Source organism: Photobacterium sp. SKA34 (assembly GCF_000153325.1).
Classification (GTDB): domain Bacteria; phylum Pseudomonadota; class Gammaproteobacteria; order Enterobacterales; family Vibrionaceae; genus Photobacterium.
The window spans coordinates 1,288,045-1,308,574 of record NZ_CH724141.1; the positions used below are offsets into that span (position 1 = coordinate 1,288,045).

Genomic DNA, 20,530 nt, shown 5'->3' on the forward strand with positions numbered 1-20,530 from the left:
AAATAGTTAGTTAAATTGCTAGTATGCTTGTATTCAGATGCGTTTATTATAAGGGAGAAAATGAAAAAAGCATTGAGAGTTGTTTTATATATAGTTGTTATAACTGCATTGTTGTTTTCAATACTTATATTGTCTTTTTTTAATCATGTCTCTGCTGTTGTTAGTGATCATTATTTAACATACAACAGTGCAAAGGAAGATAATTTCTTCGAAAGAGGCTGGCTTCCTGATATCTTACCTGAGTCTACATTAATGATTATAGTAAACAATGACGTGAGTTCGAATACATCACATGGTGTTTTTTATATAAATAACAAAGATATGAATGAGTTTATCAATAGACTACAAATAACAGAGGACAAAAACAAGTATAAATATATCAGTGAATATAACAGTGTTTGGTATTTCAATATTAATGACAACGGAAAGGTAATATATTCATTGAATTAAATAGCTGACATATACCTTGTTATTATCTAACGAGTAAGGCCAGCTTTATATATTCTACGCTATTTAAACTTGCTTATTATTCAAGTTTATTTTGAATAAAGTTAATAAAACAGCGAGCCTTGGCGGATAGTAACCGTGTTTCGGTTATGGCATAAATCGGCATTGGAGAACTTTGCCAGTCCGGTAATATGCGTTGTAATGCTCCTTGTGCTAACTCATCAGTGATCATTTCTTGTGGAAGCAATCCCAATCCCTTATTGAGCTCTGTTAATTGCTTGATCATGCCAATACTATTTACGAACAGCTTATTGTTTACCTTAATATATGCCGATTTATCTTTGCTATTTTTATTTCAACGCTATTTTAGATAAGCATAAACAAACTGTTGGCTCTATTGATTTTCTGGTTAAAAATGGGTTTATTGATAAAGTTTTTGGTGTTGCATTAGGTGTATTATATCCGAATAACGCCGCGTATAGAGGTGACTCATGGGCAGGATGGGAGTCTTATATTACAGGTAATTGGAATAAGTCAGAGGTTGCACATACTTTATTTTCACCGGTATATAATTATCTATTTCCTGTCATTATTATATTACAGTGTTTACCTGCTATTTTGATGATAGTTGCTTTTCTAAGAGGTGAGCTTTTAACTGGAGTTAAGACGGTATTCACTAAACGCGCAGCGACTGCTTCATTATTTGTCACTATTGTATTGCTATTTAGTCAAACTATCTATGGCGCACCAGATGGTCAGTACCTATGGCAACTTTTAGGATTGGGTATGATAGTGATGATGTATATTCACTATCAAGCAACGAAAGCTAATCAGTTTATTAACATTCCTCATTAATTATATGGTTCTATTTATTATAAAAGCCAGCTCCATGTGTGAGCTGGCTTTTTCACAAACTGTAAAATTTAAAGGGTTCTGAAACCTTTTGTGTTAACTGATTTAATAAAACTGTTAATAATTGGTTTATTTATTTAAATGTTAATGGGTTTATGTGCTTTATGCATAGACTGGATGCGGATGTATCATTTTACTACAAATTACCACTGTAGTAATTTTATTCAATGTTAGTTAATTGCCTTAGTTCTTATTTTAAAAGTTACTTAAATTTAGCTGCTTATTTAGTGATTTTTAATATAAGTATTAATTATTATTGGAATATGAATCAGTGAATAAATTAACAGATGAAATTCAATTAGGCTTATCACCAGTAACATTCAAAAACCGCATTGTTATGGCACCGATGACCATTCAATCTGCTTTTTTTGATGGTGGTGTTACACAAGAAATGATCGACTATTATGCCGCTCGCTCTGGCGATGCTGGCGCAGTCATTGTTGAAAGTGCGTTTGTTGAAAATTATGGTAGAGCATTTCCTGGTGCATTGGGCATCAATACCGATAGTAAGATTGCTGGGCTTAAGAAGTTAGCATCAGCAATCAAAGAAAAAGGCTCAAAGGCTATTCTTCAGATCTATCATGCTGGCCGTATGGCAAATGGCGAATACAATGGTGGCCATCAACCTATTTCGGCAAGTCCTGTTGCTGCGCTGCGTGATAATGCAGAAACACCACTTGAGATGACGAAAGAGCAAATTGGCTTCATGATTGAAGCTTTTGCTAAAGCGGTGAATCGTGCAATTATTGCGGGCTTTGATGGTGTTGAGATCCATGGCGCGAATACATACATCCTTCAACAGTTTTTCTCTCCGCACTCGAACCGTCGAAATGATAAGTGGGGCGGTGATATTGAAAAGCGTACGACATTCCCTCTTGCGGTTTTAAATGAAGCGAAAAGAGTTGTCGCTGATCATCAACGCGATGATTTCATTATTGGTTACCGTTTCTCTCCTGAAGAAATTGAAGAGCCTGGTATTCGTTTCGAAGATACCATGTACTTGCTTGATAAACTGGCTGATAGTGGTCTTGATTATTTCCACTTTTCGATGGGCAACTATACTCGAAATTCGATCGTAAACCCTGAAGATAAAGAACTACTTATTCGTAAATACCATGCGCTTAAGTCTGAAAATGTTGCCAAAATCCCTGTAATAGGTGTTGGTGGTATCGCTCAGCGTGCTGATGCTGATCAAGCGTTAGCGCAAGGCTACGACATGGTGAGTGTGGGTAAAGGTTTTCTTGTTGAGCCAACATGGGCGACAAAAGCGATCAATAGTGATGAATGTGCTGAATTTGCTGATATTGAGCAACAGCATCAACTAAAGATCCCAACACCACTTTGGGAAATCATGGACTACATGATTGTTGATAGTAAGGCTGAGGCATTAAAGCACCAACGTATTAAAGAATTACAAAACGTTGAGATCACCTTTGAACCTGGTGAGTATACCGCTTATGGCTATGGTCATAATGGTAAACTACCTGTAACGGTGACGTTCTCTGACGACAAGATCCTCGATATTATCGTTGATTCTTCAAAAGAGTCAGACGGTATTGCTAACCCTGCGTTTGAGCGTATTCCACAACAGATTATGGAAGGCCAAACGCTAAATATTGATGTGATTTCTGGTGCGACAGTGAGTAGCCAAGCGGTTATTGACGGTGTATCTGATGCTGTTGATTTAGCGGGTGGTAACTCTGAAGCGCTTCGTTGTAAAGCACGTGAAGCGGTTGAATGGTCAACAGAAGTTATCGAAAAAACTGTCGATGTTGTTGTTGTCGGTGGCGGCGGTGCAGGTTTAAGTGCAGCGCTTACCGCTTTAGATAATGGTAAGTCTATTATTTTGCTAGAAAAATTCCCTGCTGTTGGTGGTAACACTGTACGTACTGGCGGTTGGGTGAATGCAGCAGAGCCTAAGTGGGTCAAAGATTTCACTGCGATTGCAGGTGAAGTGGATTACCTTAAAGCGATTGCCGAAACACCTGAGTCAGACATTGCAGAAGAGTATCTTGCCGATTTCCGCACACTGAAGGATCAATTAGCTAACTATTTCCTTGATACTGAAAGTGGGAAAAATTACCTGTTTGATTCAGTTGAACTGCACCTAATTCAGACATACCTAGGTGGTAAACGTACTAACCTTGATGGCGAACCAATCCAAGGTCAATACGATTTAGTACAGACGTTAACAAGTCGTGCAATGGAATCGATTGATTGGTTGACGGAAAAAGGTATCGACTTTAACCGTGGTATGGTAGATATCGCAGTTGGTGCGCTATGGCGTCGAGCGCACAAACCTAATCGTCCTAAAGGTGTTGAGTTTGTCGAAAAACTGCAAAAGCAAGTAATTGCCCAAGGTGGTCATATCATTACGGATGCGCGAGCTGAAGAATTGATTGTTGATGATGGGAAAGTGGTTGGCATTAAAGCAACGCATTCAGACGGTACAAAATATGTGTTGACCACTAATTGTGGTGTTGTACTGGCGTCTGGTGGCTTTGGCGCTAACACTAAAATGCTACAAAAATACAACAACTACTGGAACGAGATTGCCGACGATATTAAAACAACCAACTCACCTGCACTTATTGGTGATGGTATTGAAATCGGTGAAAAAGCCGGTGCTGATTTAGTGGGCATGGAGTATGTTCAGTTAATGCCGATTGGTGATCCTAAATCTGGTGCGTTATTAACGGGTCTTATTGTCCCACCTGAAAACTTTGTCTTTGTTAACAACCAAGGCAAGCGTTTTGTCGATGAATGTGAGAGTCGAGATGTGCTTTCTCGTTCTTTCTTCGACAATGGTGGTGTGGTTTACATGATTGCTGATGAAGCTATCCGTAAAACGGCGGCTAACACCACAGATGAAACCATTGAGCGTGAGATCGAAGAAGGTATTATTATTAAAGCGGATTCAATTGAAGAATTAGCCCAGAAAATTAATGTGTCGACTGAAGCGTTAACAGAAACGATAAGCCGTTATAACAGTTACGTTGATGAAGGGCGTGATCCTGAATTCCAAAAAGGTGCACTTGGCCTAAAAGTAGAAAAAGCACCGTTCTATGCAACACCACGTAAGCCATCGGTTCACCATACGATGGGTGGTTTGAAGATCAATACTAAAGCGTGTGTATTGGATAAAACGGGGACACCAATCTCTGGGCTATATGCAGCCGGTGAGGTGACAGGTGGTATTCATGCTGGTAACCGTTTAGGTGGTAATGCGTTGATAGATATTTTCACTTATGGCCGTATTGCGGGTGATAGCGTATCTAATCGCGTTTAATGAGATAAAAGGGAAGCCTAAAGCTTCCCTTTTTACTATTTAACAAGAGCAGACTTAATGGCAAGTTATAAAACGCGTTTCTCTATGATGGGAACCTTTATTGATCTTGTGGTTCATCATGAACGTGGTGAAGCGTTGATTAAAGAATGTTATCTGCAACTTCAAGAATTTACTCAACGTTTTACGGTTAATCAGGCGCAATCTGAACTGATGCGCGTCAATAATTACGCAGGCATTCGAGCTGTCCGTGTAAAGCCAGATCTTTATGCGCTGATTAAGAAATCAAAAGCGGTCAGTATTGATCCTCAAAATCCGTTTAATGTGGCGATTGGGCCACTAGTTAAAACATGGCATATCGGCTTTAAAGATGCCAAGTTACCCACCGATGCGGAGCTTGCGGAAAAATTACAGCTTGTCGAACCATCCAACATTATCTTAGATGATGACTATCAGTCGGTATACCTTTCTAAAACTGGTATGCAGATAGATTTAGGTGCTATCGCCAAGGGGTATTTTGCTGATCGGATCAAAGGTTTTCTTACCGCTAACGGGGTCGAGCACGGTTTCATAAATCTGGGTGGTAATGTTCTGACAATTGGTTATTCGCCTGAGAATGCTTCACAAACATGGAATGTCGGTATTCAAAACCCGCTGGTAGCTTCGCGTGGCGATATCTGTCGAGTTGTGCCTTTAAGAGATCATTCAATGGTAACGTCTGGCATTAATGAACGCTATTTTGAATACCATGGTCAGCGATACCATCACCTTCTTGATGGAAAAACGGGTAAGCCTATCTCAACCAATATCGCGAGTGTGACGATTATTTCAAAGCTCTCTGTAGACGGTGAAATATGGAGCACTGCTGGCTTTTTATCATCCATTGATGATGCGCTTGCTTATCTTAATCGTCAGGCAGGTATTGAGGCGGTATTGATCTCAAATCAAGGTGACGTTTTTGTCACTAATGGCCTAATTGACAACGGTACAGTTATTCAGATGCGCTAAATAGCAAGATTTGATTAGTAAAGAGAAATACAGCTCTATATTTTCCTGTTTTCACCACTTAAAACGACAAAAAATGTGTAAGTTACATTTCCTACATTGCTCCATGATGATAAGTTTCTCATACAGATAGATGACTGGCTGGTATTTGAGTTTGTCAGTGTTTGTACAAATGAAACGATATTATTCAATTGCCAATTATTCGGTATGGAGAAATGAACATGGCGTGCTCAACGATCAAAACAGCGGTTATTGGTTATGGCTTTTCTGCTCAAACCTTTCATATTCCATTTATTACAAGCCTAAAAGAGTTTGAGCTAACGGCGATAAGCACAAGTAAGCAAAAACAACTTCAAGAAGATTGGCCATTAATTCAACATTTTGATAGTGCAGAAGCACTGATAACTTCTTCCGATGCTGAATTAGTGATCATTACCGCGCCAAATGATGTTCATTTTCAGTTAGCTAAAGCAGCTCTTGAGAATGGTAAACATGTCATTATTGAAAAGCCATTTGTTACCAAGGTTGAAGATGGGGAAGTACTGATCGCATTAGCCAAAGAAAAGGGGCTAATGCTGAGTATTTACCACAATCGACGTTGGGATGGTGATTTTCTTACCGTGAAAAAAATGATTGATGAAAAACGGTTTGGAGAGTTAAAACATTTTGAATCTCACTTTGATCGCTTTCGCCCTGTGGTTCGCGAACGTTGGAAAGAGCAAGCGGCAGATGGTGGCGGTATATTGTTTGATTTAGGCTCACACCTACTGGATCAATCGATCACCTTGTTTGGATTACCAGACGCGATCACTGCAGATTGTAGAGTCACGCGTAAAGGCTCTAATAATGTTGATTACTTCCACTTGCTTTTACATTACTCAACTCACCTTGTTGTGCTTCATGGCGACATGATAAGTGCTGGCGAAAATAAGCGTTTTACCATTAAAGGTACTGGTGGCTGTTATGAAAAACTGGGTATTGATCCGCAAGAGCAATACTTAGTTTCTGGTGTTATGCCAGTGAATGAAGATTGGTCAGCAGAATCCCCCTCTCAGTATGGTAACTTTTATAATGAGCAAAGCTGTACGCCTATGCCAACAGTGAAGGGCTGTTATCAGGAATATTATCACCAAGTAGCTAAAGCCATTCGCCAAGGTGCGACATGTCCTGTTAAAGCAGAAGATGCGCTTTTAAATATTAAGTTAATAGAGTTGGCATTGGAAAGCAGCCGTTTAGGTAAGAAGTTATATATTAACAAATGAAAAATAACATCTAACTATCAATAAGATCGGGCGAACTAAAAATAGGTTTCTTTTTAGTTCGCTAATTTATAATTATTCTTATTCAAAATAAGGTTAATTTGGAGCAAGGTTTTATTTCATAAAATAAAATAGTCACTTTAATTTTCATTAAATATATCTGTCATTTAAAAGGATTAAAAGTTCTCTTGTTTTTAATTAAGAGAGCATAAAATGAGATACAAATTATTACTTCTTTCGATGAGCTGTATTATATCAAATAGTGCTAATGCTTTTGATATTTCCTTATTAAACAATACTACCCGTGCAGATCTTACTCCTTATATTGCAGGGGGACCTGATTCTTCAAATGGTTTTTTAAATGTAAATGAGACACGTCATTTTACAAACGAAACACTATTTATTCGAGATCGAGTCAAAGAAGGTGACAAGGTTTCTTTTAGTTTGTGGGATCCAGAAAACCAACAACAAATAAGATGTGGTAAAGTTCGTTTTAAAGGCCTCAAACAGTTTAGAGTCATTGATAACAATGGAACACTTATTTGTCAGCAAGCACAAAATACTGCATTTAAGGCTTTGTCTTGGAATTTATGGACTGGCCCTGGCGAGGGGACTCCAGAACTAAAAGATCATATTAAACGAGTTGTTGAAGATATTGCCGCTATTAATCCTGATGTTTTTCTATCAATAGAGACTTATGGTAAAGGTGCCGCTATTCAAGAAGCAATGGCAAAAGCAAATCATGTTCCAGTTGAAGATATTCATTACTATACAATTACTTGTAACAACCCCGCGGATCAATCATCTTGTCAAAGAGGTAAGGGAATAGACAATTTAGCCGTATTTTCTAAGTATGAAATTATCGATAGTTTTATTTATAACGGTAAAACGGTTGGAAATTTTAATGTTGGCGGCGTTAAAATTAATGTTGAAAATAAAAAAACGGGAATTAAACAACCTGTTTGGGTTATTGATACTTGGTTACATTACAAAGACGATATTGAAAAACCATTAGACGATTATTATCTCGCTAAACGCGACGGTACACCGCTACCAGAGTCTCCTGTAAAAACAGATGAAAATTACCGTTTACCTCAAGCTAAAGAAATTATTGAGGTTATTGAACCATTATTAAGTAATGCTGATGACACACCAATCATTTTAGGTGGTGATCATAATACGGTTTCTCATTTGGATTTTGCTAAAAAATGGAAAAAAGCGCATTACGGTGTGGTACTTCCTTTTAAGGTATCAAAAGTGTTTACAGATGCTGGATTTAAGGACTCATATCGAGAAATTCACCCTAATCCAATACTTTATCCTGGTTCATCTTGGTCTCCAATGAATCGTACTTCTGACGCTCCACAACGAATTGATTATATCTACTATAAAGGTGCTAAATTACAGGCAACTGATTCTGTAATGGTAGATAGTCCAAGAGCTGGATTTAGTCATTTAACTTCAGATCACGGTGCAATGCTGACTTCTTTCAATTTAAGTGCATTTCCAAAAAAGGATATCTAAGCCATGACAAAGCAAAATATTAAGCATGTCATCACTGCTGCTTTGTTTTCGGTTAGCACTTTTTCAATTCAAGCGCAAGAACTATCAGTTATGTCTTGGAATAGTTGGGTTGGCCCAACTCAAGATGGTTTCTCTAAAAAACATGCTAAACGTGTAGCGCATGATGTAGCGGCGATTAAACCAGATGTATATGTTTCCATTGAAACTTATGGTAAAGGTCATTTGTTACGTAAAGCCTTTGCTAAGGCGCATCATGTAAATACTGATGATATCTATTATTACACAATAAGTTGTCGCGATAATGATGGAAAACCAACCTTTCAAGGTATGTGTAAAGAAGGTATCCACGGTGATAATTTAGCGATTATGTCTATTTATCCTATAGTTGACGTAAAAGTTGTAAGAGATGCGATAGAATATCCTCATGTTAACGATTGGAACTTTGGTGCGGTTAAATTAGATGTGAATGGACAATTTGTGTGGGTTGTTGACACATGGCTTGATTCTGCAAACTCAAGTGAGTCGATATTAGATGATTTATATGAGGCAGCTCGTCATGATGGTTCTATTGATAATGAAAAAATAGTTCAGATTATTCAGCGTGATAAAGTACGTCTAAATCAAGCACGTGAGATTGTTGAGCAATGGATTCCTGAACTTATTGCAAATGCAGATCAAGAACCAGTTATTTTGGCGGGCGATCATAATACCAGCCCAAGGCTTGACTGGAGCCCTAAAAATAAAGATATGCACTTTGGAATAACAATACCTTATCAAGTTTCAAAGATCTTTACTAAAGCTGGTTTCAAAGATGCATTCAGAGAAATGCATCCGAATGTTTTAACTCATACTGGTAAATCTTGGTCACCACAAGGAGGGGATATCGCTCCTAATCGTATTGACTATATTTATTATAAAGGGAGTAAATTACAAGCTCTAGAGTCAGTTACTATTGATTCTATTGCAGCTGGAACTACAAATGATACAACATCTGATCACAGTGCAGTATTTGCTCGCTTTAAATTTGTTTAAAATAAATAGTTAAATAAAATAAAAGCCAAACTTAACTTTTTAAGTTTGGCTTAATTTGGGGGTTAATTAAATTAGATTGGTTTAATTACACCATTGTCATCTGTATTCCAGTCGAACATTGTATTATTTTTACCAACCATTCTACTTGAGCTTTCGAAAAAATGACTTTCGTCTGTATTGGTATTGTGGCTATAAATTAGTCCACGGTATTCATGTTCAAAAGCGTCAACGGTTTTAATTCCATCATCATTTGTGAAGGTGAAGGTGCCACATAAAAAAACAGAATTAGATTCAGTTTCTGAATCAGCCATTTCTTGAGTATTTGTTTCTGGTATTGTAATAAAATTGGTTTCTTCTTTTTTGTTAGCAATATTATTTTGATTGAGTTTAAAATTATTTGTGTTTTGATTAATTAAAGGTGCATGAAATTGTATGTCTTTAACAGTGCTTATCTGAATCTTATCACTTTGCTTTTGAACAGATAGAGTTCCCGATATATCTTCAATACTCAACCCTTCATTATGATTGCCACTGTCGATAACTGCACAAGTATTATCGGTTTCGCCAACTTTAAGATCCTTTGCACAATTAAGGGCACTCTCAGTAATAACTAAAAAAGTATCGTAGTTAACTTGTGCGTATTGTTTTTTAACATCAGATGTTAAATTACCAAGATCAAGTGGAGTAGCTTTGGTGTTACTACCGCCACCGCTATCACCACCTCCACCGCCACAACCCACTAATATTGTGGAAATGAGTACGAATAGGCATAACTTTTTCATATAAAGACCTTTTTAAAATGTGGGCAAATGTCATGTAAATAGGTATATTTGATGACCTCAGAAGATTATCAGCAAATAAATATTAATCGATTACTGATAATTGATTTATTTAATTTAATTATCATTGTTTTAGGTTGGGTGTATTTTATTGTTATATATTGTCATGATATATAAACAAGAATTTATATAACCCATAACAAAATATTATGTTTTATATTTCTAATTATTCTTGATAAGAAATAAATTAGTGGTTTTTTAAATGAGGTCGTGAAAATCCTTAATAAACTTAAAAAAATAAAGGTTATTGGTGATGGTTTTGTATCAAATTTATTTTTACGGAAGAATTAAATAATAAAGGCTTTTATTTTGGTGGATTATATACATAAATAGCCGACATTACGTCGACTTTTAGATACACTTTTCTCTTGTTGTTATATCTGGAAAGTAATTATAAAAAGCGAACAAAATGCTATATCCAGTAAGCTCGACTAGTTGTGACTCTGTCATCGAGATGCAGAGTCACATGTTTACTAGATCAGAAAATACGTTTTAGGACGGGAGGCTTGCAGATAAGGTAGCCAATTGCAAAGGAGCCGATCACTGAGGGGATCGCAATGACCACAAAGTTGATTAAGGGTGTTTGGGTCATAAAAGACTTATAAAAGTCTGCGGTTAAGTACATTGGGATATTCTGCACCACATAGGCAGAAAAAGCGGTATGGGTCAAGATAGAACTCCATTGTCCCTTAATATTGAATAGCATTTTGAAGTTATAGAGTAGAAACATCGACATCCCTATCACGGTAAATCCTCGGGTAAACATTTCATCATTAAAACCATAGCCGGAAGCTATCGGTCCGATGAATGCTTTAGCTACAATCCACATCAGGATCCCAGAAAAAGCGTGTTTAAGTTCTAATTTATCGAGCCACTGATACCTATAAGCTAAGATACCAAAGTAAAACATGCTGATATACATCGGGAAATATTTAAGAAGGTGAAAGCCCAAGAAATCATTACCTAGAGTTTCCATCAGGTATAAGCCAACGAAATTGACCGGAATTATCATAACGGCAAACAGCAAGATCTTCCAAAGCGCCGGAAAAGGTTTATCAGCGTCAACCTTCTGATTTCCAGTACTGACAACTTGGAACAATGCAAATACCGCGCTAAATACAATCAAGGTCCAGCAAAACCAGGTGACGCCTAAGTTAATATTTCCGGTAAGGAAAAAGCCTTTAATGTTTGATACAAAAGACTCAATCGATCCACTTGGCAAGATCAAAAATAAGGTGATTAGTGTTGGGATCCCGAGCCGCTTGAGCTTATCCAACATAAACGTCCTAGTTCCTTTACGCTCAAAAGAAGGGATCACGAAGTAGGCTGATATAAAGAAAAACAGCGACATAAAAAATGACTGGTTGATGCCCAGAAATGTGCTTAAAATCCCATATTGATATTGCATTGATTCTTTGACATGGGGCAAATTGTAACCAATAGGATCTAGGCCAGCCGTGGATGCACAATGGTGCAAAATCACTAATATCGTCAAAACCCACTTGATATTATCCAGATAGTCGTAGCGTTTCATTAGTGTTGAATTATTCATTGAGTATCCTATTTTTATACGTTTTTCTTATACAGATATAAAAAGAGTGAGCCACATAAATTAATGACAGAAAAATTCGATAATATAAGATTATTATTAGTAATTGAATATAAAATTTGATAAGTAACTTATTAATTTTGTTGCAACCATTTAGAAATGTCACACGGTTCTCCAAGTTAGAAATGTCACTTTTTCTAAGTGACAGAAATTTGTTATTTCGCTTGGTCATACATCACGGGATTTATTCGCGACTGTCTACGTTGTTCTTGTCGTCTTGGTGTATCTGAACGACTACGCTCTCTTAAACCTTCTGATTCCAATCGTTCTTGCTCTACCATCGCTAATCTCAAAACAGCGTCTAAACGCTTATTTTCAACTATCTCTCCCTGATTTATTCGCTCCAATTTATCAAAAATACTGTAACCTAATGATTGACCTAAATGCTTAATATCTATTTGACCGTCAGGGTAATCATGTATCATGATATTTCTACCCACAAGGTTTTCATTTTCTGAATTTTTTTCAAGTAAATACATGACTTTGTCATACTGTAGCGTTAGTGATTTAGTTACTTTTCGCGAAGTTTGCCAGGAGAAAATATCGTATAACTCTTTCGGGGTTTCGTAGATAGGTCTGTGCACATTCAATTGACGTTTAGCTGGTTTAGCAAAGCGCCTGTTATAGTTATCTATAAAACCTGATAACCACTCGTTTGCTTCTTCTATCCCATTAATCCCTGCTAGCCTCATCTCTTTAACTAGACGGTCTTGAAGCGTTAAATTAGCGCGTTCTACGCGCCCTTTAGCTTGTGGAGTATTGGCACAAATTAGCTCAATGTTTAATTCTTTTAGTGCGCGACCATATTGAGTCAGTTTATTGCGGTCTTCGTTGCTAGCATGGTTAACACGGAAAACACCGTGTTTATCCGTGTAGAGCGCGACAGGCTTACCATGCTGTTGTATATACTGCTTAGTCGCAGCCATATATGAAAACGTCGACTCAGAATCACAAAAATATAAATGCATGATGGCGCTTGTTGCGTCATCAATAAAAACAAGCAATGTACATTTATCGGCTCGGCCTTCGAACCAGTCGTGGGGGGAACCATCAAGCTGAATAAGTTCGCCTATACAATCTCTTCTCGCTCTCGGTTGATAAATCTTACGTCTTTTCTTAACCTTTGGTTTCCAAAGTTTTACCGAAACCATCCATTTTCTGATGGTTTCAGTAGAGAGTCTAATATCATGAATTTCAGCTAATTTTTCTGCGGCTAGCGTAGGACCAAAATCGAAGTAATGAGTCTGAATTAAATCAATAACTTGTTTTTTCAATGATGCATTGAATTGACGATTACTTGGCTTAGTTCGCTTTTTTGAAATTAAACCATTAGCCCCGAACTGTCGGTATTGATTAACCAATCTTTGAATATGCCTACGGCTTAAGTTCAGGATTTTAGAAGCATCAATTTGTCTAATACGCTTATCACAAACGTTTTGTATTGTTTCGAGTTTCTGAAGCTCTTTTGTGCTCATCGTGAGTAACATTCCAGCACCGTAGGCTGATTCTTCCATAGGAAGAATCATACACCTAATGTGACATTTCTAAGTTGGAGGAATGTGACATTTTAAAGTAGGGCTGACAAGTAACTTATTAATTTAAATGTATCTTGATTTAGGTTGTGCGTACATTATTGAACTTTATTGTAATGATATATAAACACAATTTTAGGTAATCCATAACCAAAAATTATGCTTTATATTTTTATATTTTTATCTTTTTTATTAATAAGAAACGCATTTTCTAATATTTAATTTCTTAAATAATCGATTTTTATAGCATTATATTCGTAATTGGATGATAAGGTAGATTGCTAAAAAGTAGGAATTCGTTTTAAGGTGAGGTTGTTATGCGTTTTTAATAAGCTTTAAAATAATATGGTTATTAGTGATGATATTTTTCAATCATACATAAATAGCCGACATTACATCGGCTTTTTCGTTTTATCGGTTACTGCAATTACTAATCATCAGCAATTTCATGGGTCCAGAATAAAATTCCTGTCGCAATTAAGCTTAAGATAATCGGGACAAGTAACGCATACCTAAAGGAGTAATCCATCACTTGCGTTCCTGCAATTGCGCCAAGAAAGATGGATAACCATAAGCTAAAGTGGCGAAAAAATGTGCTGCGATCGCCTTCACCCATAAATAGCATGGCAATAGAACGCCCAGTGTTAACTAAAAAACCTGTTACGTAAGTTAGCGCGGTTGATTTTTCAATGGTTAACCGCAGTGCGATATTTTGAATACCCATAGCAAAACTTAAGAAGAAATTAGTCACAATCGGCTTCGCTATAGGCTCAACAAACAATGTTGCAGATAACACTAATGTGACTAGCGCCATGATCATGCTGCGATAAAAAGGTTTGTTAGCAATCGCGATAGCTTCACCGACGGCAGCACCTACAACAAATAATATAATAACCCCAATGTAGTGCCACGCTTGTGGTGTATTACCTGATGTTAATAATATTCCCACATGGGTTGTGTTACCGCTCATAAAAGAGATAAATAGGCCATTTTTCAGATGAATAAAGCCAATGGCATCAACAATACCTGCAATAAAAAGGAGGTAGAAAGGCATTGTTGAATGAAGGTGTTTTTTCTTAATCATTTGTCATATTCATAAAGTTGGGTGGTAAATATCCATCGCATGAAACTCAATTATAAAACAGTTCCTTCTTGTTCGACGTTTTGTGTCGACACTACTGTCGAAATAAGGTGTCGACAGTAGTGTCGATGAGCGATCATCCTATGCTTATTTACTTTTGTTAGTGATAAAAAGTGAAGAGTAGGAGAGCGCGCTAAGTATAAGTGAATGATATTTAACTAATAAAACACAAGAATACTTTATTGGTATGATTATTGCTTTTTGTGATGTTTTTTGCAATTAACTGGAAAGATCATGAAAAGCTTTGTTGTTGCAGATCCCGACAAATGTATCGGTTGTGGTACCTGCATGGCAGCGTGCTCCGAAGAACATAAAAAAGTCGGGCTGCAAAGTCATCCTCGTCTTACCGTGGTTAAGCATGACAATGCTACAGCACCTGTGATGTGTCGTCACTGTGAAGATGCGCCTTGTGCGGAAGTATGTCCGGTCCAAGCTATTTCTAAACAAGCAGATCGTGTTGTTCTTAACGAGTCGCTTTGTGTTGGTTGTACATTATGTGCAGTTGCATGTCCGTTTGGTGCTATCGCTTTTGATGGTAGTCGACCAATCGCGATGGCAAACAGTTACGATACTTATATCCCTTCTACTCCTCGTTCTAGTAACCCATCAACATCAACTCCTAGCACTTTTGGTCAAGATATTTTGGCATGGGAGCCGGGTGTTAAAAGTATCGCAGTGAAATGTGATTTATGTGGCTTTCGTGAACAAGGACCTGCCTGTGCTGAGGTATGCCCAACAGATGCTATTGTCATTGTTCAGTCTGATGCAATGCAGGAAGCAGCAAAGATAAAACGCATGGTGGCAGCTTCTGATGTTTCTAAACTGAATTGGGAGCCTAAAGGGTCATGAGTTCACTCAACTATTTGTTTTTATCTGTTTTGTTGTATGTTATCGGGGCTTTTATCTCCTTAACACTACACAAGCAAGAACGTCTAGCAACAAAACTTTCCGGCATTCTATGTGCTATGGGCGGATTAACTGGGCTGGCATCATCCATTCCAACATTGTTGGATGGTCAGGTTATTTCTTATCAGATAGCAAGTCCATTTAGCTTTGCTGACTGTATTATTCGAATTGATGCATTATCTGCGTTTATGGTTTTTGTGATTTCGTTACTTGTTATCGCAAGCGCTATTTATTCACTCTCTTACATGAAGGAATACGAAGGAAAAGGTGCATGGGCAATGGGATTCTTTATGAATATCTTTATTGCCTCTATGGTTGCCCTCGTCGTTTCAGACAATGCATTTTATTTTATTGTCTTTTTTGAAATGATGTCGTTAGCATCTTATTTTTTGGTTATTTCAGAGCAAAACGATAAATCAATAAATGCCGGTTTACAGTATTTCTTAATTGCACACGCAGGTTCGGTGTTGATTATGATTGCTTTCTTTATCCTGTATAGCCAATGCGGCAGTTTAAACTTTCAGGATTTTAAATCAGCAAACTTATCTCAAACACAAGCATCAGTTGTTTTTCTATTAGCTTTTTTTGGTTTTGGAGCCAAGGCGGGCATGATCACTCTTCATGGGTGGCTACCACAAGCTCACCCTGCCGCACCTTCAAATGCATCTTCGTTAATGTCTGGTGTCATGGTGAAGATAGGTATTTTTGGGATAATCAAAGTCGGTATTGATTTTCTAGGGGCTGATACGGCTTGGTGGGGATACCTTGTTCTTGCCTTTGGCTGTGTATCATCTGTTCTTGGTGTGATGTATGCACTGGCTGAACATGACATTAAACGATTATTGGCTTATCACACCGTTGAAAATGTGGGCATTATTCTAATGGGTGTTGGTATTGGTATGGTTGGCATTGCAACGAACCATCCTGTTATCGCAACATTAGGTCTACTCGGTGGTTTATACCATTTATTAAATCACGCTATATTTAAAGGGTTATTGTTCTTAGGTGCAGGCTCCGTTATTTTCCGTGTTCATACTAAAGATATGGAAAAAATGGGAGGCTTGGCGAAAGTGATGCCTTATACCGCTATTGCTTTTCTTATCGGTACGATGGCTATTTCTGCGTTACCGCCTTTAAATGGCTTCGTTAGTGAATGGTTTATCTATCAGTCTCTTCTTTCCATGAGTAAAGAAGGCAATTTCTTAATGACAATTGCTGGGCCTATTGCCGTTGTAATGCTGGCATTAACGGGTGCATTAGCTTGCATGTGTTTTGTTAAAGTGTATGGAATTTGTTTTGGCGGTGCACCACGTAGTGAAAGTGCGGCAAAAGCAACAGAAGTACCTTGGCCAATGGTGGCTGCTACAGCAGGGCTTGCTGGAGTTTGTATTGCACTTGGCGTTGGCTCGCCATGGGTTGCACCTATTATCTCTCATGTTGCATCAAGCTTAACATCTGCAGAATCAGTGACGGTTACGCAAGGTATCGCGTTAATTCCTGATAACGCTTCACAAGCTATTCTTTCTACGCCTGTAATCGCATTAACATTAATTGGATTACTGATTGTACCTTTATTAATTCTTGCCATTTTCAAAGGTAAAAAGTTACAACGTCGCCATTCCGGCGATCCATGGGCATGTGGTTATGCTTATGAAGATCGAATGATGGTTTCTGCTGGTGGCTTCACTCAACCACTTCGTGAAATGTTTGCCCCGTTATACCGCATTCGTCAACAGCTAGATCCTAGTAGGCTAATGGTTTCAATCCTAAAAGGAACGACTTCTACTGCCGCCAATATTGAACCTTTCTTTGATAACAAAGTTGTTTTACCGATTGCACGAGGTGTACAGCGTGTAGGTAGAGTTGTTCAGTGGCTTCAGTATGGTGATTTCCGTACTTACTGTCTGTACATGGTTATCGCATTAGTGGTGCTGTTATTTATTCCCGTTGATTTAGGAGCGAAGTAATGCCTGTACTAGAGATGCCAAGTGCTAGCATGATTGCATTAGCTTTAACTCAAGCTTTGTTAATGGTGCTACTCGCGCCATTAGTAACCGGCTTTTCTCGAGTTATAAGAGCGAAAATGCATTCTCGCCAAGGCCCTGGCTTACTACAAGATTATCGCGATATCATCAAATTACTCCGTCGCCAAGAAGTTGCACCAGCAACTGCGGGCATTATATTTTTTATTATGCCCGTCGTACTAATGATCACAATGCTGTTGATTGGTATGGCTTTACCAACGGTAACGAATGAATCACCTTTTCCTATTGCAGGAGATGTGATTACCGATATTTATTTGTTCGCGATTTTTCGCTTCTTCTTTTCTTTATCTGGTTTAGATTCAGGCAGTATGTTTGCTGGTGTTGGCTCAAGTCGTGAATTAACGCTAGGGGTATTGGTTGAGCCTATTTTGATGCTTTCGATTTTTACAATGGCATTAATTGCAGGTACTTCGGATTTAGGTCTAATTAGCTCGCATATGGCAACACAGCCATGGGTTGCTCCAGGTGCAACGGTACTGGCAGGTATTGCTTGTGCATTTGTTGTTTTCATTGAAATGGGAAAACTTCCATTTGACTGTGCTGAAGCTGAGCAAGAGTTACAAGAAGGTCCTGTAACAGAGTATGCAGGTTCTGGTTTGGCGATGGTTAAATTAGGATTAGGGCTAAAACAACTGGTCGTTGCTCAATTATTTATCGCTATTTTTATTCCATTTGGTAAAGCGGCAGAGCTCACTTTTTCATCATTAACTATTGCAACTGTTATTTTGTTAGCGAAATTGTTTGTGCTCTTTTTGCTTGCAGGTCTGGTTGAAAACAGTGTGGCTCGTACGCGATTTATAAAAACGCATCACCTAACTTGGGTGGGGTTTGGAATTGCAGTTTTAGGCTTCATCTTTTATTTAACCGGATTATAGGGAGCAGAGAAAATCACTATGGAAATTATTGCTCTATTAACGATCCTCACACCATTTTTAGGTGCGATTCTTACTTTGCTGGTACCAAAAGAATCGGCTAAATGGATCTGTCAGATTTTTGCTGGATTAGCGTCACTGGGGGCGTTGTCACTTGCTATTGCTTTCTTTAATCAAGGTAGTGTTAGTACAACTTTTCCAATATTGCAGATATCGCATATTGAGTTATTTGGATTAACTATTGATAAAGTCAGTACGCTTATTACGTTTGCTGTTGTTGTACTTGGTCTTTTAGTTAGCATCTATTCATTAGGTTATATGAATGAAGGTAACCGAGAGCACCCGCATAATGGCGAACCTCGTTACTATGCTTTTTTATTGATCTTTATCGGTGCAATGGCAGGGCTTGTTTTATCCTCGACGATCCTTGGTCAGCTATTGTTCTTTGAGATTACTGGTGCTTGTTCATGGTCTTTAATTGGTTATTATCAAAAGCCGACATCACTAAAAGCAGCATTAAAGGCTTTATTAGTTACTCATGTTGCTTCTATTGGTTTATTTATTGCAGCTGCATTTTTATTTAAAGCGACGGGAACATTTTCAGTATCTGCTATTGCGGGTTTAGACGACTATACAAAAGTCATCGTAATGCTAGGCATTTTGTTTGCCGCTTGGGGTAAATCAGCTCAGCTGCCGTTACACGTTTGGTTGCCTGACGCGATGAATGCTCCAACGCCGGTTAGTGCATACCTGCACGCCGCTTCAATGGTAAAGGTTGGTGTTTATATCTTTGCTCGTGCGATTATGTCGGCGGGAGAAATCCCTGAAATTGTTGGTATTATTGGTGTCGTTGGTGCAACGATCACCTTGGTATATGGTTTCATTATGTACTTGCCACAAAAGGACATGAAGCGACTTCTTGCTTACTCAACAATTACCCAGCTATCTTATATTTTCCTTGCCTTATCTCTGGCTACATTCGGTTCAAAATTAGCATTTGAAGGCGGTATCACTTATATCTTCAATCACGTATTTGCGAAGAGTTTATTCTTCCTTGTTGCCGGTGCTCTGAGTTATACCTGTGGTACTCGTATGCTGCCAGCATTAAAAGGCATTATTAAAGCATCTCCGTTATTAGCGGTTGGTTTCTGTATTGCAGCCCTTGCTATTACAGGGGTTCCACCATTTAACGGTTTCTTTAGTAAGTTCCCACTGTTTGCCGCTGGTTTTGATCTTGCCAATACTCACCCATGGTTGTTGCCTATTATGGTGATTGCCCTGATTGAGTCTGTCGCAAGTTTTGGTTGGATCATGTACTGGTTCGGCAAAACTGTGGTTGGTGAGCCATCAGAAGCGGTTGCTTCTGCAACTCCTGTCCCTGCTTCAATGAAGCTGGTTCTGGTTATCTTGATTGTAATGTCATTTGCATCAAGCTTCATTGCATCTAGCTGGTTAAGCTAAGGAATTTTTATGAATGGTGAAATTGTCATTAATAATTTAGCAGGACTGCTGATTGTTACATCATTATTGGTAATTGCGGTAAATAAGCCGAAATTAGTTGCTCTGCTTTATTCATTACAGTCTTTGGTTTTAGTGCTTACTTTTGTCGCGATTGCGAATACATTTGATGCGCCTGAACTTTACCATTGGTCGATAACAGCTGTTATCACTAAGGTTATTCTACTCCCTGCTATTTTGTATTTTTCTTTTGGTAAAATGCGTGATCCTATAGCAGATAAGCCGGTTATTTCAGTGCCTTGGCAAATTGTTACTGGCGGTCTAATTATGTTGGTTAGCTTTTTAGCTATTGAACATGTGCAGTTACCGCTGTTAGCACAATTAAAACCTGCTCTTGCTGTTTCATTAGGGCATTTTTTCCTTGGTTTATTATGCATTGTTTCGCAACGAAATATCCTGAAGCAATTATTTGGTTATTGTTTAATGGAAAATGGCTCCTCTCTAACGTTGGCTTTGATGGCTAATAAAGCACCGGGTCTCGTTGAAATTGGTGTCACGATTGATGCACTGTTTGCGGTGATCTTTATGGTGATCTTAGTTCGTCAAATTTACAAAAAGTTACATACGCTTGATGTACAACAACTCACGTCGCTGAAGGGGTAA

Annotated in this window: 17 protein-coding genes; 12 read left to right on the top strand and 5 right to left on the bottom strand. The window is 38.1% G+C overall.

The window, feature by feature from the left end; all coding sequences use genetic code 11:
• Window positions 1–60: 60 nt before the first annotated feature.
• Entirely contained in the window at window positions 61–450 is a 390-nt protein-coding gene (locus SKA34_RS06995; RefSeq protein ID WP_006644796.1) for a hypothetical protein, read from the top strand.
• Window positions 451–526: 76 nt separating this feature from the next.
• Here SKA34_RS06995 and SKA34_RS07000 read toward each other — a convergent pair whose 3' ends face one another.
• Complete coding sequence (locus SKA34_RS07000) at window positions 527–733, bottom strand: LysR substrate-binding domain-containing protein (RefSeq protein ID WP_006644797.1); 207 nt, start codon at window positions 731–733, stop codon at window positions 527–529.
• 41 nt (window positions 734–774) lie between these two features.
• On the opposite strand from SKA34_RS07000, the gene SKA34_RS07005 reads away from it, so the two are divergent.
• The 6 genes from SKA34_RS07005 (at window position 775) to SKA34_RS07030 (ending at window position 9,465) form a co-directional block, all read left to right on the top strand.
• Window positions 775–1,302, top strand: a complete 528-nt coding sequence (locus SKA34_RS07005; protein WP_006644798.1) for a hypothetical protein — start codon at window positions 775–777, stop codon at window positions 1,300–1,302.
• A gap of 328 nt (window positions 1,303–1,630) precedes the next feature.
• On the top strand, window positions 1,631–4,648 hold the full coding sequence (locus SKA34_RS07010) for a flavocytochrome c (protein ID WP_006644799.1): 3,018 nt from the start codon (window positions 1,631–1,633) through the stop codon (window positions 4,646–4,648).
• 57 nt (window positions 4,649–4,705) lie between these two features.
• Window positions 4,706–5,653 carry an FAD:protein FMN transferase gene (locus SKA34_RS07015; RefSeq protein WP_006644800.1) on the top strand — a complete coding sequence of 316 codons (948 nt, stop codon included), beginning with the start codon at window positions 4,706–4,708 and terminating at the stop codon, window positions 5,651–5,653.
• Window positions 5,654–5,871: 218 nt separating this feature from the next.
• On the top strand, window positions 5,872–6,912 hold the full coding sequence (locus tag SKA34_RS07020) for an oxidoreductase (protein WP_006644801.1): 1,041 nt from the start codon (window positions 5,872–5,874) through the stop codon (window positions 6,910–6,912).
• A gap of 210 nt (window positions 6,913–7,122) precedes the next feature.
• Window positions 7,123–8,433 carry an endonuclease/exonuclease/phosphatase family protein gene (locus SKA34_RS07025; protein ID WP_006644802.1) on the top strand — a complete coding sequence of 437 codons (1,311 nt, stop codon included), beginning with the start codon at window positions 7,123–7,125 and terminating at the stop codon, window positions 8,431–8,433.
• Between the two features lie 3 nt (window positions 8,434–8,436).
• The gene (locus SKA34_RS07030) at window positions 8,437–9,465 is read left to right on the top strand and encodes an endonuclease/exonuclease/phosphatase family protein (RefSeq protein WP_006644803.1); all 1,029 of its coding nucleotides are present in this window, start codon (window positions 8,437–8,439) and stop codon (window positions 9,463–9,465) included.
• A gap of 71 nt (window positions 9,466–9,536) precedes the next feature.
• Here the strand turns inward: SKA34_RS07030 and SKA34_RS07035 are convergent, their stop codons facing one another.
• The 4 genes from SKA34_RS07035 to SKA34_RS07050 form a co-directional block, all read right to left on the bottom strand.
• Window positions 9,537–10,247 carry a hypothetical protein gene (locus tag SKA34_RS07035; protein WP_006644804.1) on the bottom strand — a complete coding sequence of 237 codons (711 nt, stop codon included), beginning with the start codon at window positions 10,245–10,247 and terminating at the stop codon, window positions 9,537–9,539.
• Between the two features lie 535 nt (window positions 10,248–10,782).
• Window positions 10,783–11,856 carry an acyltransferase gene (locus SKA34_RS07040; RefSeq protein ID WP_006644805.1) on the bottom strand — a complete coding sequence of 358 codons (1,074 nt, stop codon included), beginning with the start codon at window positions 11,854–11,856 and terminating at the stop codon, window positions 10,783–10,785.
• 212 nt (window positions 11,857–12,068) lie between these two features.
• A complete protein-coding gene (locus SKA34_RS07045) occupies window positions 12,069–13,388 on the bottom strand; it encodes an ISNCY family transposase (RefSeq protein WP_083784328.1) in 1,320 nt (439 codons plus the stop codon).
• Window positions 13,389–13,875: 487 nt separating this feature from the next.
• Window positions 13,876–14,529 carry a YoaK family protein gene (locus SKA34_RS07050; protein WP_006644806.1) on the bottom strand — a complete coding sequence of 218 codons (654 nt, stop codon included), beginning with the start codon at window positions 14,527–14,529 and terminating at the stop codon, window positions 13,876–13,878.
• Between the two features lie 291 nt (window positions 14,530–14,820).
• Here SKA34_RS07050 and SKA34_RS07055 point away from each other — a divergent pair, with 291 nt between their 5' ends.
• From SKA34_RS07055 to hyfE, 5 genes are read left to right on the top strand one after another with little or no spacing between them, the layout of a single operon-like run.
• Window positions 14,821–15,435: a 4Fe-4S dicluster domain-containing protein gene (locus SKA34_RS07055; RefSeq protein ID WP_006644807.1), complete on the top strand. Its 615-nt coding sequence runs from the start codon at window positions 14,821–14,823 to the stop codon at window positions 15,433–15,435.
• Window positions 15,432–17,459: a hydrogenase 4 subunit B gene (gene hyfB / locus SKA34_RS07060; RefSeq protein WP_006644808.1), complete on the top strand. Its 2,028-nt coding sequence runs from the start codon at window positions 15,432–15,434 to the stop codon at window positions 17,457–17,459. Before SKA34_RS07055 ends, hyfB begins: the two co-directional genes overlap by 4 nt.
• Entirely contained in the window at window positions 17,459–18,412 is a 954-nt protein-coding gene (locus SKA34_RS07065; protein WP_006644809.1) for a respiratory chain complex I subunit 1 family protein, read from the top strand. The genes hyfB and SKA34_RS07065 overlap by 1 nt, the downstream gene beginning before the upstream one ends.
• A gap of 18 nt (window positions 18,413–18,430) precedes the next feature.
• The gene (locus tag SKA34_RS07070) at window positions 18,431–19,870 is read left to right on the top strand and encodes a hydrogenase 4 subunit D (protein WP_006644810.1); all 1,440 of its coding nucleotides are present in this window, start codon (window positions 18,431–18,433) and stop codon (window positions 19,868–19,870) included.
• 9 nt (window positions 19,871–19,879) lie between these two features.
• Window positions 19,880–20,530 (top strand): hydrogenase 4 membrane subunit, encoded by a 651-nt coding sequence (gene hyfE / locus SKA34_RS07075; protein ID WP_006644811.1) that lies wholly within the window; start codon window positions 19,880–19,882, stop codon window positions 20,528–20,530.

Coding starts and splice junctions, on each gene's coding strand:
- SKA34_RS06995 (WP_006644796.1), top strand. CDS start 61: ATGAAAAAAGCATTGAGAGTTGTTTTATATATAGTTGTTATAACTGCA.
- SKA34_RS07000 (WP_006644797.1), bottom strand. CDS start 733: ATGATCAAGCAATTAACAGAGCTCAATAAGGGATTGGGATTGCTTCCA.
- SKA34_RS07005 (WP_006644798.1), top strand. CDS start 775: ATGCCGATTTATCTTTGCTATTTTTATTTCAACGCTATTTTAGATAAG.
- SKA34_RS07015 (WP_006644800.1), top strand. CDS start 4,706: ATGGCAAGTTATAAAACGCGTTTCTCTATGATGGGAACCTTTATTGAT.
- SKA34_RS07020 (WP_006644801.1), top strand. CDS start 5,872: ATGGCGTGCTCAACGATCAAAACAGCGGTTATTGGTTATGGCTTTTCT.
- SKA34_RS07025 (WP_006644802.1), top strand. CDS start 7,123: ATGAGATACAAATTATTACTTCTTTCGATGAGCTGTATTATATCAAAT.
- SKA34_RS07030 (WP_006644803.1), top strand. CDS start 8,437: ATGACAAAGCAAAATATTAAGCATGTCATCACTGCTGCTTTGTTTTCG.
- SKA34_RS07035 (WP_006644804.1), bottom strand. CDS start 10,247: ATGAAAAAGTTATGCCTATTCGTACTCATTTCCACAATATTAGTGGGT.
- SKA34_RS07040 (WP_006644805.1), bottom strand. CDS start 11,856: ATGAATAATTCAACACTAATGAAACGCTACGACTATCTGGATAATATC.
- SKA34_RS07045 (WP_083784328.1), bottom strand. CDS start 13,388: ATGAGCACAAAAGAGCTTCAGAAACTCGAAACAATACAAAACGTTTGT.
- SKA34_RS07050 (WP_006644806.1), bottom strand. CDS start 14,529: ATGATTAAGAAAAAACACCTTCATTCAACAATGCCTTTCTACCTCCTT.
- SKA34_RS07055 (WP_006644807.1), top strand. CDS start 14,821: ATGAAAAGCTTTGTTGTTGCAGATCCCGACAAATGTATCGGTTGTGGT.
- hyfB (WP_006644808.1), top strand. CDS start 15,432: ATGAGTTCACTCAACTATTTGTTTTTATCTGTTTTGTTGTATGTTATC.
- SKA34_RS07065 (WP_006644809.1), top strand. CDS start 17,459: ATGCCTGTACTAGAGATGCCAAGTGCTAGCATGATTGCATTAGCTTTA.
- SKA34_RS07070 (WP_006644810.1), top strand. CDS start 18,431: ATGGAAATTATTGCTCTATTAACGATCCTCACACCATTTTTAGGTGCG.
- hyfE (WP_006644811.1), top strand. CDS start 19,880: ATGAATGGTGAAATTGTCATTAATAATTTAGCAGGACTGCTGATTGTT.